The organism is Halarcobacter ebronensis (genome assembly GCF_013201825.1).
GTDB classification, from domain to species: Bacteria; Campylobacterota; Campylobacteria; order Campylobacterales; family Arcobacteraceae; genus Halarcobacter; species Halarcobacter ebronensis.
The window spans coordinates 2,814,989-2,832,521 of record NZ_CP053836.1; the positions used below are offsets into that span (position 1 = coordinate 2,814,989).

A 17,533-nucleotide genomic window follows, 5' to 3' on the forward strand; every position below is an offset into this window, starting at 1 on the left:
CTTACTGTAACTTTTGAGGTATCTGTTGTATCTAAGCTTTCGAAGTTACCTCCAGTTGTACTTGTTACACTTACATTATAACTCTCACCATCGTTATATACATCATCCCTTGGATATTAAACTCTGTTGATTGTACTACTGTTCCTGCTACATAATCTGTTCCAAACGTTACTGTTGCTCCATTTGAAAGGGTTACTATTAACTCTGTTTGAGGTGTATGATCTAATGTTGCTCCAATTGTTGCTGTTCCTGCTCCCTCATCTACATTTACATCATTTAAAGTTAATGTTGTTTTATCTATTGTATCACTTACTGTAACTTTTGAGGTATCTGTTGTATCTAAGCTTTCGAAGTTACCTCCAGTTGTACTTGTTACACTTACATTATAACTCTCACCATCGTTATATACATCATCCCCTTGGATATTAAACTCTGTTGATTGTACTACTGTTCCTGCTACATAATCTGTTCCAAACGTTACTGTTGCTCCATTTGAAAGGGTTACTATTAACTCTGTTTGAGGTGTATGATCTAATGTTGCTCCAATTGTTGCTGTTCCTGCTCCCTCATCTACATTTACATCATTTAAAGTTAATGTTGTTTTATCTATTGTATCACTTACTGTAACTTTTGAGGTATCTGTTGTATCTAAGCTTTCGAAGTTACCTCCAGTTGTACTTGTTACACTTACATTATAACTCTCACCATCGTTATATACATCATCCCCTTGGATATTAAACTCTGTTGATTGTACTACTGTTCCTGCTACATAATCTGTTCCAAACGTTACTGTTGCTCCATTTGAAAGGGTTACTATTAACTCTGTTTGAGGTGTATGATCTAATGTTGCTCCAATTGTTGCTGTTCCTGCTCCCTCATCTACATTTACATCATTTAAAGTTAATGTTGTTTTATCTATTGTATCACTTACTGTAACTTTTGAGGTATCTGTTGTATCTAAGCTTTCGAAGTTACCTCCAGTTGTACTTGTTACACTTACATTATAACTCTCACCATCGTTATATACATCATCCCCTTGGATATTAAACTCTGTTGATTGTACTACTGTTCCTGCTACATAATCTGTTCCAAACGTTACTGTTGCTCCATTTGAAAGGGTTACTATTAACTCTGTTTGAGGTGTATGATCTAATGTTGCTCCAATTGTTGCTGTTCCTGCTCCCTCATCTACATTTACATCATTTAAAGTTAATGTTGTTTTATCTATTGTATCACTTACTGTAACTTTTGAGGTATCTGTTGTATCTAAGCTTTCGAAGTTACCTCCAGTTGTACTTGTTACACTTACATTATAACTCTCACCATCGTTATATACATCATCCCCTTGGATATTAAACTCTGTTGATTGTACTACTGTTCCTGCTACATAATCTGTTCCAAACGTTACTGTTGCTCCATTTGAAAGGGTTACTATTAACTCTGTTTGAGGTGTATGATCTAATGTTGCTCCAATTGTTGCTGTTCCTGCTCCCTCATCTACATTTACATCATTTAAAGTTAATGTTGTTTTATCTATTGTATCACTTACTGTAACTTTTGAGGTATCTGTTGTATCTAAGCTTTCGAAGTTACCTCCAGTTGTACTTGTTACACTTACATTATAACTCTCACCATCGTTATATACATCATCCCCTTGGATATTAAACTCTGTTGATTGTACTACTGTTCCTGCTACATAATCTGTTCCAAACGTTACTGTTGCTCCATTTGAAAGGGTTACTATTAACTCTGTTTGAGGTGTATGATCTAATGTTGCTCCAATTGTTGCTGTTCCTGCTCCCTCATCTACATTTACATCATTTAAAGTTAATGTTGTTTTATCTATTGTATCACTTACTGTAACTTTTGAGGTATCTGTTGTATCTAAGCTTTCGAAGTTACCTCCAGTTGTACTTGTTACACTTACATTATAACTCTCACCATCGTTATATACATCATCCCCTTGGATATTAAACTCTGTTGATTGTACTACTGTTCCTGCTACATAATCTGTTCCAAACGTTACTGTTGCTCCATTTGAAAGGGTTACTATTAACTCTGTTTGAGGTGTATGATCTAATGTTGCTCCAATTGTTGCTGTTCCTGCTCCCTCATCTACATTTACATCATTTAAAGTTAATGTTGTTTTATCTATTGTATCACTTACTGTAACTTTTGAGGTATCTGTTGTATCTAAGCTTTCGAAGTTACCTCCAGTTGTACTTGTTACACTTACATTATAACTCTCACCATCGTTATATACATCATCCCCTTGGATATTAAACTCTGTTGATTGTACTACTGTTCCTGCTACATAATCTGTTCCAAACGTTACTGTTGCTCCATTTGAAAGGGTTACTATTAACTCTGTTTGAGGTGTATGATCTAATGTTGCTCCAATTGTTGCTGTTCCTGCTCCCTCATCTACATTTACATCATTTAAAGTTAATGTTGTTTTATCTATTGTATCACTTACTGTAACTTTTGAGGTATCTGTTGTATCTAAGCTTTCGAAGTTACCTCCAGTTGTACTTGTTACACTTACATTATAACTCTCACCATCGTTATATACATCATCCCCTTGGATATTAAACTCTGTTGATTGTACTACTGTTCCTGCTACATAATCTGTTCCAAACGTTACTGTTGCTCCATTTGAAAGGGTTACTATTAACTCTGTTTGAGGTGTATGATCTAATGTTGCTCCAATTGTTGCTGTTCCTGCTCCCTCATCTACATTTACATCATTTAAAGTTAATGTTGTTTTATCTATTGTATCACTTACTGTAACTTTTGAGGTATCTGTTGTATCTAAGCTTTCGAAGTTACCTCCAGTTGTACTTGTTACACTTACATTATAACTCTCACCATCGTTATATACATCATCCCCTTGGATATTAAACTCTGTTGATTGTACTACTGTTCCTGCTACATAATCTGTTCCAAACGTTACTGTTGCTCCATTTGAAAGGGTTACTATTAACTCTGTTTGAGGTGTATGATCTAATGTTGCTCCAATTGTTGCTGTTCCTGCTCCCTCATCTACATTTACATCATTTAAAGTTAATGTTGTTTTATCTATTGTATCACTTACTGTAACTTTTGAGGTATCTGTTGTATCTAAGCTTTCGAAGTTACCTCCAGTTGTACTTGTTACACTTACATTATAACTCTCACCATCGTTATATACATCATCCCCTTGGATATTAAACTCTGTTGATTGTACTACTGTTCCTGCTACATAATCTGTTCCAAACGTTACTGTTGCTCCATTTGAAAGGGTTACTATTAACTCTGTTTGAGGTGTATGATCTAATGTTGCTCCAATTGTTGCTGTTCCTGCTCCCTCATCTACATTTACATCATTTAAAGTTAATGTTGTTTTATCTATTGTATCACTTACTGTAACTTTTGAGGTATCTGTTGTATCTAAGCTTTCGAAGTTACCTCCAGTTGTACTTGTTACACTTACATTATAACTCTCACCATCGTTATATACATCATCCCCTTGGATATTAAACTCTGTTGATTGTACTACTGTTCCTGCTACATAATCTGTTCCAAACGTTACTGTTGCTCCATTTGAAAGGGTTACTATTAACTCTGTTTGAGGTGTATGATCTAATGTTGCTCCAATTGTTGCTGTTCCTGCTCCCTCATCTACATTTACATCATTTAAAGTTAATGTTGTTTTATCTATTGTATCACTTACTGTAACTTTTGAGGTATCTGTTGTATCTAAGCTTTCGAAGTTACCTCCAGTTGTACTTGTTACACTTACATTATAACTCTCACCATCGTTATATACATCATCCCCTTGGATATTAAACTCTGTTGATTGTACTACTGTTCCTGCTACATAATCTGTTCCAAACGTTACTGTTGCTCCATTTGAAAGGGTTACTATTAACTCTGTTTGAGGTGTATGATCTAATGTTGCTCCAATTGTTGCTGTTCCTGCTCCCTCATCTACATTTACATCATTTAAAGTTAATGTTGTTTTATCTATTGTATCACTTACTGTAACTTTTGAGGTATCTGTTGTATCTAAGCTTTCGAAGTTACCTCCAGTTGTACTTGTTACACTTACATTATAACTCTCACCATCGTTATATACATCATCCCCTTGGATATTAAACTCTGTTGATTGTACTACTGTTCCTGCTACATAATCTGTTCCAAACGTTACTGTTGCTCCATTTGAAAGGGTTACTATTAACTCTGTTTGAGGTGTATGATCTAATGTTGCTCCAATTGTTGCTGTTCCTGCTCCCTCATCTACATTTACATCATTTAAAGTTAATGTTGTTTTATCTATTGTATCACTTACTGTAACTTTTGAGGTATCTGTTGTATCTAAGCTTTCGAAGTTACCTCCAGTTGTACTTGTTACACTTACATTATAACTCTCACCATCGTTATATACATCATCCCCTTGGATATTAAACTCTGTTGATTGTACTACTGTTCCTGCTACATAATCTGTTCCAAACGTTACTGTTGCTCCATTTGAAAGGGTTACTATTAACTCTGTTTGAGGTGTATGATCTAATGTTGCTCCAATTGTTGCTGTTCCTGCTCCCTCATCTACATTTACATCATTTAAAGTTAATGTTGTTTTATCTATTGTATCACTTACTGTAACTTTTGAGGTATCTGTTGTATCTAAGCTTTCGAAGTTACCTCCAGTTGTACTTGTTACACTTACATTATAACTCTCACCATCGTTATATACATCATCCCCTTGGATATTAAACTCTGTTGATTGTACTACTGTTCCTGCTACATAATCTGTTCCAAACGTTACTGTTGCTCCATTTGAAAGGGTTACTATTAACTCTGTTTGAGGTGTATGATCTAATGTTGCTCCAATTGTTGCTGTTCCTGCTCCCTCATCTACATTTACATCATTTAAAGTTAATGTTGTTTTATCTATTGTATCACTTACTGTAACTTTTGAGGTATCTGTTGTATCTAAGCTTTCGAAGTTACCTCCAGTTGTACTTGTTACACTTACATTATAACTCTCACCATCGTTATATACATCATCCCCTTGGATATTAAACTCTGTTGATTGTACTACTGTTCCTGCTACATAATCTGTTCCAAACGTTACTGTTGCTCCATTTGAAAGGGTTACTATTAACTCTGTTTGAGGTGTATGATCTAATGTTGCTCCAATTGTTGCTGTTCCTGCTCCCTCATCTACATTTACATCATTTAAAGTTAATGTTGTTTTATCTATTGTATCACTTACTGTAACTTTTGAGGTATCTGTTGTATCTAAGCTTTCGAAGTTACCTCCAGTTGTACTTGTTACACTTACATTATAACTCTCACCATCGTTATATACATCATCCCCTTGGATATTAAACTCTGTTGATTGTACTACTGTTCCTGCTACATAATCTGTTCCAAACGTTACTGTTGCTCCATTTGAAAGGGTTACTATTAACTCTGTTTGAGGTGTATGATCTAATGTTGCTCCAATTGTTGCTGTTCCTGCTCCCTCATCTACATTTACATCATTTAAAGTTAATGTTGTTTTATCTATTGTATCACTTACTGTAACTTTTGAGGTATCTGTTGTATCTAAGCTTTCGAAGTTACCTCCAGTTGTACTTGTTACACTTACATTATAACTCTCACCATCGTTATATACATCATCCCCTTGGATATTAAACTCTGTTGATTGTACTACTGTTCCTGCTACATAATCTGTTCCAAACGTTACTGTTGCTCCATTTGAAAGGGTTACTATTAACTCTGTTTGAGGTGTATGATCTAATGTTGCTCCAATTGTTGCTGTTCCTGCTCCCTCATCTACATTTACATCATTTAAAGTTAATGTTGTTTTATCTATTGTATCACTTACTGTAACTTTTGAGGTATCTGTTGTATCTAAGCTTTCGAAGTTACCTCCAGTTGTACTTGTTACACTTACATTATAACTCTCACCATCGTTATATACATCATCCCCTTGGATATTAAACTCTGTTGATTGTACTACTGTTCCTGCTACATAATCTGTTCCAAACGTTACTGTTGCTCCATTTGAAAGGGTTACTATTAACTCTGTTTGAGGTGTATGATCTAATGTTGCTCCAATTGTTGCTGTTCCTGCTCCCTCATCTACATTTACATCATTTAAAGTTAATGTTGTTTTATCTATTGTATCACTTACTGTAACTTTTGAGGTATCTGTTGTATCTAAGCTTTCGAAGTTACCTCCAGTTGTACTTGTTACACTTACATTATAACTCTCACCATCGTTATATACATCATCCCCTTGGATATTAAACTCTGTTGATTGTACTACTGTTCCTGCTACATAATCTGTTCCAAACGTTACTGTTGCTCCATTTGAAAGGGTTACTATTAACTCTGTTTGAGGTGTATGATCTAATGTTGCTCCAATTGTTGCTGTTCCTGCTCCCTCATCTACATTTACATCATTTAAAGTTAATGTTGTTTTATCTATTGTATCACTTACTGTAACTTTTGAGGTATCTGTTGTATCTAAGCTTTCGAAGTTACCTCCAGTTGTACTTGTTACACTTACATTATAACTCTCACCATCGTTATATACATCATCCCCTTGGATATTAAACTCTGTTGATTGTACTACTGTTCCTGCTACATAATCTGTTCCAAACGTTACTGTTGCTCCATTTGAAAGGGTTACTATTAACTCTGTTTGAGGTGTATGATCTAATGTTGCTCCAATTGTTGCTGTTCCTGCTCCCTCATCTACATTTACATCATTTAAAGTTAATGTTGTTTTATCTATTGTATCACTTACTGTAACTTTTGAGGTATCTGTTGTATCTAAGCTTTCGAAGTTACCTCCAGTTGTACTTGTTACACTTACATTATAACTCTCACCATCGTTATATACATCATCCCCTTGGATATTAAACTCTGTTGATTGTACTACTGTTCCTGCTACATAATCTGTTCCAAACGTTACTGTTGCTCCATTTGAAAGGGTTACTATTAACTCTGTTTGAGGTGTATGATCTAATGTTGCTCCAATTGTTGCTGTTCCTGCTCCCTCATCTACATTTACATCATTTAAAGTTAATGTTGTTTTATCTATTGTATCACTTACTGTAACTTTTGAGGTATCTGTTGTATCTAAGCTTTCGAAGTTACCTCCAGTTGTACTTGTTACACTTACATTATAACTCTCACCATCGTTATATACATCATCCCTTGGATATTAAACTCTGTTGATTGTACTACTGTTCCTGCTACATAATCTGTTCCAAACGTTACTGTTGCTCCATTTGAAAGGGTTACTATTAACTCTGTTTGAGGTGTATGATCTAATGTTGCTCCAATTGTTGCTGTTCCTGCTCCCTCATCTACATTTACATCATTTAAAGTTAATGTTGTTTTATCTATTGTATCACTTACTGTAACTTTTGAGGTATCTGTTGTATCTAAGCTTTCGAAGTTACCTCCAGTTGTACTTGTTACACTTACATTATAACTCTCACCATCGTTATATACATCATCCCCTTGGATATTAAACTCTGTTGATTGTACTACTGTTCCTGCTACATAATCTGTTCCAAACGTTACTGTTGCTCCATTTGAAAGGGTTACTATTAACTCTGTTTGAGGTGTATGATCTAATGTTGCTCCAATTGTTGCTGTTCCTGCTCCCTCATCTACATTTACATCATTTAAAGTTAATGTTGTTTTATCTATTGTATCACTTACTGTAACTTTTGAGGTATCTGTTGTATCTAAGCTTTCGAAGTTACCTCCAGTTGTACTTGTTACACTTACATTATAACTCTCACCATCGTTATATACATCATCCCCTTGGATATTAAACTCTGTTGATTGTACTACTGTTCCTGCTACATAATCTGTTCCAAACGTTACTGTTGCTCCATTTGAAAGGGTTACTATTAACTCTGTTTGAGGTGTATGATCTAATGTTGCTCCAATTGTTGCTGTTCCTGCTCCCTCATCTACATTTACATCATTTAAAGTTAATGTTGTTTTATCTATTGTATCACTTACTGTAACTTTTGAGGTATCTGTTGTATCTAAGCTTTCGAAGTTACCTCCAGTTGTACTTGTTACACTTACATTATAACTCTCACCATCGTTATATACATCATCCCCTTGGATATTAAACTCTGTTGATTGTACTACTGTTCCTGCTACATAATCTGTTCCAAACGTTACTGTTGCTCCATTTGAAAGGGTTACTATTAACTCTGTTTGAGGTGTATGATCTAATGTTGCTCCAATTGTTGCTGTTCCTGCTCCCTCATCTACATTTACATCATTTAAAGTTAATGTTGTTTTATCTATTGTATCACTTACTGTAACTTTTGAGGTATCTGTTGTATCTAAGCTTTCGAAGTTACCTCCAGTTGTACTTGTTACACTTACATTATAACTCTCACCATCGTTATATACATCATCCCCTTGGATATTAAACTCTGTTGATTGTACTACTGTTCCTGCTACATAATCTGTTCCAAACGTTACTGTTGCTCCATTTGAAAGGGTTACTATTAACTCTGTTTGAGGTGTATGATCTAATGTTGCTCCAATTGTTGCTGTTCCTGCTCCCTCATCTACATTTACATCATTTAAAGTTAATGTTGTTTTATCTATTGTATCACTTACTGTAACTTTTGAGGTATCTGTTGTATCTAAGCTTTCGAAGTTACCTCCAGTTGTACTTGTTACACTTACATTATAACTCTCACCATCGTTATATACATCATCCCCTTGGATATTAAACTCTGTTGATTGTACTACTGTTCCTGCTACATAATCTGTTCCAAACGTTACTGTTGCTCCATTTGAAAGGGTTACTATTAACTCTGTTTGAGGTGTATGATCTAATGTTGCTCCAATTGTTGCTGTTCCTGCTCCCTCATCTACATTTACATCATTTAAAGTTAATGTTGTTTTATCTATTGTATCACTTACTGTAACTTTTGAGGTATCTGTTGTATCTAAGCTTTCGAAGTTACCTCCAGTTGTACTTGTTACACTTACATTATAACTCTCACCATCGTTATATACATCATCCCCTTGGATATTAAACTCTGTTGATTGTACTACTGTTCCTGCTACATAATCTGTTCCAAACGTTACTGTTGCTCCATTTGAAAGGGTTACTATTAACTCTGTTTGAGGTGTATGATCTAATGTTGCTCCAATTGTTGCTGTTCCTGCTCCCTCATCTACATTTACATCATTTAAAGTTAATGTTGTTTTATCTATTGTATCACTTACTGTAACTTTTGAGGTATCTGTTGTATCTAAGCTTTCGAAGTTACCTCCAGTTGTACTTGTTACACTTACATTATAACTCTCACCATCGTTATATACATCATCCCCTTGGATATTAAACTCTGTTGATTGTACTACTGTTCCTGCTACATAATCTGTTCCAAACGTTACTGTTGCTCCATTTGAAAGGGTTACTATTAACTCTGTTTGAGGTGTATGATCTAATGTTGCTCCAATTGTTGCTGTTCCTGCTCCCTCATCTACATTTACATCATTTAAAGTTAATGTTGTTTTATCTATTGTATCACTTACTGTAACTTTTGAGGTATCTGTTGTATCTAAGCTTTCGAAGTTACCTCCAGTTGTACTTGTTACACTTACATTATAACTCTCACCATCGTTATATACATCATCCCCTTGGATATTAAACTCTGTTGATTGTACTACTGTTCCTGCTACATAATCTGTTCCAAACGTTACTGTTGCTCCATTTGAAAGGGTTACTATTAACTCTGTTTGAGGTGTATGATCTAATGTTGCTCCAATTGTTGCTGTTCCTGCTCCCTCATCTACATTTACATCATTTAAAGTTAATGTTGTTTTATCTATTGTATCACTTACTGTAACTTTTGAGGTATCTGTTGTATCTAAGCTTTCGAAGTTACCTCCAGTTGTACTTGTTACACTTACATTATAACTCTCACCATCGTTATATACATCATCCCCTTGGATATTAAACTCTGTTGATTGTACTACTGTTCCTGCTACATAATCTGTTCCAAACGTTACTGTTGCTCCATTTGAAAGGGTTACTATTAACTCTGTTTGAGGTGTATGATCTAATGTTGCTCCAATTGTTGCTGTTCCTGCTCCCTCATCTACATTTACATCATTTAAAGTTAATGTTGTTTTATCTATTGTATCACTTACTGTAACTTTTGAGGTATCTGTTGTATCTAAGCTTTCGAAGTTACCTCCAGTTGTACTTGTTACACTTACATTATAACTCTCACCATCGTTATATACATCATCCCCTTGGATATTAAACTCTGTTGATTGTACTACTGTTCCTGCTACATAATCTGTTCCAAACGTTACTGTTGCTCCATTTGAAAGGGTTACTATTAACTCTGTTTGAGGTGTATGATCTAATGTTGCTCCAATTGTTGCTGTTCCTGCTCCCTCATCTACATTTACATCATTTAAAGTTAATGTTGTTTTATCTATTGTATCACTTACTGTAACTTTTGAGGTATCTGTTGTATCTAAGCTTTCGAAGTTACCTCCAGTTGTACTTGTTACACTTACATTATAACTCTCACCATCGTTATATACATCATCCCCTTGGATATTAAACTCTGTTGATTGTACTACTGTTCCTGCTACATAATCTGTTCCAAACGTTACTGTTGCTCCATTTGAAAGGGTTACTATTAACTCTGTTTGAGGTGTATGATCTAATGTTGCTCCAATTGTTGCTGTTCCTGCTCCCTCATCTACATTTACATCATTTAAAGTTAATGTTGTTTTATCTATTGTATCACTTACTGTAACTTTTGAGGTATCTGTTGTATCTAAGCTTTCGAAGTTACCTCCAGTTGTACTTGTTACACTTACATTATAACTCTCACCATCGTTATATACATCATCCCCTTGGATATTAAACTCTGTTGATTGTACTACTGTTCCTGCTACATAATCTGTTCCAAACGTTACTGTTGCTCCATTTGAAAGGGTTACTATTAACTCTGTTTGAGGTGTATGATCTAATGTTGCTCCAATTGTTGCTGTTCCTGCTCCCTCATCTACATTTACATCATTTAAAGTTAATGTTGTTTTATCTATTGTATCACTTACTGTAACTTTTGAGGTATCTGTTGTATCTAAGCTTTCGAAGTTACCTCCAGTTGTACTTGTTACACTTACATTATAACTCTCACCATCGTTATATACATCATCCCCTTGGATATTAAACTCTGTTGATTGTACTACTGTTCCTGCTACATAATCTGTTCCAAACGTTACTGTTGCTCCATTTGAAAGGGTTACTATTAACTCTGTTTGAGGTGTATGATCTAATGTTGCTCCAATTGTTGCTGTTCCTGCTCCCTCATCTACATTTACATCATTTAAAGTTAATGTTGTTTTATCTATTGTATCACTTACTGTAACTTTTGAGGTATCTGTTGTATCTAAGCTTTCGAAGTTACCTCCAGTTGTACTTGTTACACTTACATTATAACTCTCACCATCGTTATATACATCATCCCCTTGGATATTAAACTCTGTTGATTGTACTACTGTTCCTGCTACATAATCTGTTCCAAACGTTACTGTTGCTCCATTTGAAAGGGTTACTATTAACTCTGTTTGAGGTGTATGATCTAATGTTGCTCCAATTGTTGCTGTTCCTGCTCCCTCATCTACATTTACATCATTTAAAGTTAATGTTGTTTTATCTATTGTATCACTTACTGTAACTTTTGAGGTATCTGTTGTATCTAAGCTTTCGAAGTTACCTCCAGTTGTACTTGTTACACTTACATTATAACTCTCACCATCGTTATATACATCATCCCCTTGGATATTAAACTCTGTTGATTGTACTACTGTTCCTGCTACATAATCTGTTCCAAACGTTACTGTTGCTCCATTTGAAAGGGTTACTATTAACTCTGTTTGAGGTGTATGATCTAATGTTGCTCCAATTGTTGCTGTTCCTGCTCCCTCATCTACATTTACATCATTTAAAGTTAATGTTGTTTTATCTATTGTATCACTTACTGTAACTTTTGAGGTATCTGTTGTATCTAAGCTTTCGAAGTTACCTCCAGTTGTACTTGTTACACTTACATTATAACTCTCACCATCGTTATATACATCATCCCCTTGGATATTAAACTCTGTTGATTGTACTACTGTTCCTGCTACATAATCTGTTCCAAACGTTACTGTTGCTCCATTTGAAAGGGTTACTATTAACTCTGTTTGAGGTGTATGATCTAATGTTGCTCCAATTGTTGCTGTTCCTGCTCCCTCATCTACATTTACATCATTTAAAGTTAATGTTGTTTTATCTATTGTATCACTTACTGTAACTTTTGAGGTATCTGTTGTATCTAAGCTTTCGAAGTTACCTCCAGTTGTACTTGTTACACTTACATTATAACTCTCACCATCGTTATATACATCATCCCCTTGGATATTAAACTCTGTTGATTGTACTACTGTTCCTGCTACATAATCTGTTCCAAACGTTACTGTTGCTCCATTTGAAAGGGTTACTATTAACTCTGTTTGAGGTGTATGATCTAATGTTGCTCCAATTGTTGCTGTTCCTGCTCCCTCATCTACATTTACATCATTTAAAGTTAATGTTGTTTTATCTATTGTATCACTTACTGTAACTTTTGAGGTATCTGTTGTATCTAAGCTTTCGAAGTTACCTCCAGTTGTACTTGTTACACTTACATTATAACTCTCACCATCGTTATATACATCATCCCCTTGGATATTAAACTCTGTTGATTGTACTACTGTTCCTGCTACATAATCTGTTCCAAACGTTACTGTTGCTCCATTTGAAAGGGTTACTATTAACTCTGTTTGAGGTGTATGATCTAATGTTGCTCCAATTGTTGCTGTTCCTGCTCCCTCATCTACATTTACATCATTTAAAGTTAATGTTGTTTTATCTATTGTATCACTTACTGTAACTTTTGAGGTATCTGTTGTATCTAAGCTTTCGAAGTTACCTCCAGTTGTACTTGTTACACTTACATTATAACTCTCACCATCGTTATATACATCATCCCCTTGGATATTAAACTCTGTTGATTGTACTACTGTTCCTGCTACATAATCTGTTCCAAACGTTACTGTTGCTCCATTTGAAAGGGTTACTATTAACTCTGTTTGAGGTGTATGATCTAATGTTGCTCCAATTGTTGCTGTTCCTGCTCCCTCATCTACATTTACATCATTTAAAGTTAATGTTGTTTTATCTATTGTATCACTTACTGTAACTTTTGAGGTATCTGTTGTATCTAAGCTTTCGAAGTTACCTCCAGTTGTACTTGTTACACTTACATTATAACTCTCACCATCGTTATATACATCATCCCCTTGGATATTAAACTCTGTTGATTGTACTACTGTTCCTGCTACATAATCTGTTCCAAACGTTACTGTTGCTCCATTTGAAAGGGTTACTATTAACTCTGTTTGAGGTGTATGATCTAATGTTGCTCCAATTGTTGCTGTTCCTGCTCCCTCATCTACATTTACATCATTTAAAGTTAATGTTGTTTTATCTATTGTATCACTTACTGTAACTTTTGAGGTATCTGTTGTATCTAAGCTTTCGAAGTTACCTCCAGTTGTACTTGTTACACTTACATTATAACTCTCACCATCGTTATATACATCATCCCCTTGGATATTAAACTCTGTTGATTGTACTACTGTTCCTGCTACATAATCTGTTCCAAACGTTACTGTTGCTCCATTTGAAAGGGTTACTATTAACTCTGTTTGAGGTGTATGATCTAATGTTGCTCCAATTGTTGCTGTTCCTGCTCCCTCATCTACATTTACATCATTTAAAGTTAATGTTGTTTTATCTATTGTATCACTTACTGTAACTTTTGAGGTATCTGTTGTATCTAAGCTTTCGAAGTTACCTCCAGTTGTACTTGTTACACTTACATTATAACTCTCACCATCGTTATATACATCATCCCCTTGGATATTAAACTCTGTTGATTGTACTACTGTTCCTGCTACATAATCTGTTCCAAACGTTACTGTTGCTCCATTTGAAAGGGTTACTATTAACTCTGTTTGAGGTGTATGATCTAATGTTGCTCCAATTGTTGCTGTTCCTGCTCCCTCATCTACATTTACATCATTTAAAGTTAATGTTGTTTTATCTATTGTATCACTTACTGTAACTTTTGAGGTATCTGTTGTATCTAAGCTTTCGAAGTTACCTCCAGTTGTACTTGTTACACTTACATTATAACTCTCACCATCGTTATATACATCATCCCCTTGGATATTAAACTCTGTTGATTGTACTACTGTTCCTGCTACATAATCTGTTCCAAACGTTACTGTTGCTCCATTTGAAAGGGTTACTATTAACTCTGTTTGAGGTGTATGATCTAATGTTGCTCCAATTGTTGCTGTTCCTGCTCCCTCATCTACATTTACATCATTTAAAGTTAATGTTGTTTTATCTATTGTATCACTTACTGTAACTTTTGAGGTATCTGTTGTATCTAAGCTTTCGAAGTTACCTCCAGTTGTACTTGTTACACTTACATTATAACTCTCACCATCGTTATATACATCATCCCCTTGGATATTAAACTCTGTTGATTGTACTACTGTTCCTGCTACATAATCTGTTCCAAACGTTACTGTTGCTCCATTTGAAAGGGTTACTATTAACTCTGTTTGAGGTGTATGATCTAATGTTGCTCCAATTGTTGCTGTTCCTGCTCCCTCATCTACATTTACATCATTTAAAGTTAATGTTGTTTTATCTATTGTATCACTTACTGTAACTTTTGAGGTATCTGTTGTATCTAAGCTTTCGAAGTTACCTCCAGTTGTACTTGTTACACTTACATTATAACTCTCACCATCGTTATATACATCATCCCCTTGGATATTAAACTCTGTTGATTGTACTACTGTTCCTGCTACATAATCTGTTCCAAACGTTACTGTTGCTCCATTTGAAAGGGTTACTATTAACTCTGTTTGAGGTGTATGATCTAATGTTGCTCCAATTGTTGCTGTTCCTGCTCCCTCATCTACATTTACATCATTTAAAGTTAATGTTGTTTTATCTATTGTATCACTTACTGTAACTTTTGAGGTATCTGTTGTATCTAAGCTTTCGAAGTTACCTCCAGTTGTACTTGTTACACTTACATTATAACTCTCACCATCGTTATATACATCATCCCCTTGGATATTAAACTCTGTTGATTGTACTACTGTTCCTGCTACATAATCTGTTCCAAACGTTACTGTTGCTCCATTTGAAAGGGTTACTATTAACTCTGTTTGAGGTGTATGATCTAATGTTGCTCCAATTGTTGCTGTTCCTGCTCCCTCATCTACATTTACATCATTTAAAGTTAATGTTGTTTTATCTATTGTATCACTTACTGTAACTTTTGAGGTATCTGTTGTATCTAAGCTTTCGAAGTTACCTCCAGTTGTACTTGTTACACTTACATTATAACTCTCACCATCGTTATATACATCATCCCCTTGGATATTAAACTCTGTTGATTGTACTACTGTTCCTGCTACATAATCTGTTCCAAACGTTACTGTTGCTCCATTTGAAAGGGTTACTATTAACTCTGTTTGAGGTGTATGATCTAATGTTGCTCCAATTGTTGCTGTTCCTGCTCCCTCATCTACATTTACATCATTTAAAGTTAATGTTGTTTTATCTATTGTATCACTTACATTTACTGTTGCATTACTTGTTGAATCAACATTATCATATCCTCCTCCTGATGTTTCTACAATTGAAACATCAAATGAACTTGGATCTTTCCACACATCTTCATCATTATTAATTGGTATTTCTATAGTTATACTAGTCTCACCCACTGGAATCGTAACTTGAATTGGATTATTGTTTTCATCAGTTTGATTTAATGTAATTACTAAAGGTGTGCCTTGTGGAGCATTATCTACACTTACAGTAATTGTAGCTGTTTCTTCTCCCTCATTTACATTATCTCCTAATAAACTAATAATGACATCATTGTCCGTGTCCGTGTCCGTATCCGTGTCCGTATCCGTGTCAGTATCTGTGTCTGTATCACTATCTGTATCTGTGTCGGCATCAGTATCACTATCGCCTTCTATTCTTTCTCCTCTATTGGTTGCCCCAGCAGGAGTTGGCACATCATTACTGTCTTCGATTATACTTACACTTCCATCACTTGCTATATTATCCCCAGCAGCAGCAGCATCTAAAAGCTCAGCTAAACTTCCAAAATTATCAATTATTGCACCATCAATATCAGCTAAAGAACTAACACTAAGAGACTCTTTTAAAGCATTTATTATCTCTCCACCTTGAAAATCAGGATTATTAACTGCATCTAAAATCTCTTTTTCACCATCAGTAGTAGAAGATACTCCAAGGGCTGTATTTAAAGCAAAAATATCATCTGGCTTATTGTTTTTTATAAGCTCCGCCATATTATCAAGAAGAATTTCGAATTTCTGACCATCTTCCATTAAAAACAGCTTTATGTTCTCTTCTCCTCCTGATAGAGAAAAAGTATACTTATTTGCTCCTAAAAAATAGAATTGCTCACCTTCTAGTGGCTTTAGTTCCATTTTATTGCTTACATCAAGTTGTTCTATTTCACCATTTATGTGTCTAATTATTAGTTTCATCATAGTGCCTTTTGGGAATAATTTTTTTATACACTAATATACAATAAATAAGTTGCTAAAAAGTTGCTATGTAAGGTTTTTATAAATTTTTATATTATAGATTTAAAGGGCGATTCAAAGAGGTTTTGATAATTTTTTATATATTCTTCCAGAGGCATACAGAAAGCCTCTAAATCTGGTGCAATTCCCGCTTTCCAAAAAGGTGTAAAAATATTATGATATTGAAAAATAATTTTTGTAAACATATCACTGATTGCTGCACTTCCTCTAAGATATGGCATAGAATGACTCAACCACCAATGTATTTGAGCTACAATACCAACTAATTTATCTAAATCATTTTGATTTTCTATTTTATAGTTAATTGCATACTGATACAACATTTCAACTATTTCCCATACTTTTGAAATATTTATAATTTCTTGCATTTTAGTAATATTTTTCGTTCGCGGAATACCAATTGGAACACATTTAAAGCTAGATTTCTCCCAATATCTTAACTTAAAAGTAAAAGAGTAATCTCTATGGTATAAAGCAAGTATAAAATCACAAATATCTTTTGCTTTCCAAGGCATGTTCTCCTTTGGAAAATATTGATTATAATAGATAAAAGCCTCTTGCTCAAGATATTCAGGAGAATCCTCAGGGGGAAGTAACTTTAAAAACTTGTCTCTCAAAAGATTTTACTCCTCTTTATTAAGACCATTTTACAGCTAAGACTCCTTTTGCAATAGCAATATCCATTGAATAAGCCCATCTTAAATCATGATTAGCTTCATTCTTTGAAATATTTATAAAAAGTCTATGTTTTATCATTTATCCT

3 protein-coding genes and 1 pseudogene are annotated in these 17,533 nt (G+C 34.6%); all 4 read right to left on the reverse strand.

Annotated features, from left to right (window positions below):
* Nucleotides 1–5: 5 nt before the first annotated feature.
* A pseudogene (locus AEBR_RS15605) lies at nucleotides 6–101 on the reverse strand (immunoglobulin-like domain-containing protein); the annotation flags it as partial.
* A complete protein-coding gene (locus AEBR_RS15610; protein ID WP_420370947.1) occupies nucleotides 71–7,099 on the reverse strand; it encodes an immunoglobulin-like domain-containing protein in 7,029 nt (2,342 codons plus the stop codon). The gene AEBR_RS15610 and the pseudogene AEBR_RS15605, both read right to left, overlap by 31 nt.
* Before the next feature lie 77 nt (nucleotides 7,100–7,176).
* Entirely contained in the window at nucleotides 7,177–16,710 is a 9,534-nt protein-coding gene (locus AEBR_RS13835) for an immunoglobulin-like domain-containing protein (protein ID WP_172658912.1), read from the reverse strand.
* An 89-nt stretch (nucleotides 16,711–16,799) separates the two neighbouring features.
* Complete coding sequence (locus AEBR_RS13840) at nucleotides 16,800–17,387, reverse strand: hypothetical protein (protein WP_129087374.1); 588 nt, start codon at nucleotides 17,385–17,387, stop codon at nucleotides 16,800–16,802.
* Nucleotides 17,388–17,533: the final 146 nt, after the last annotated feature.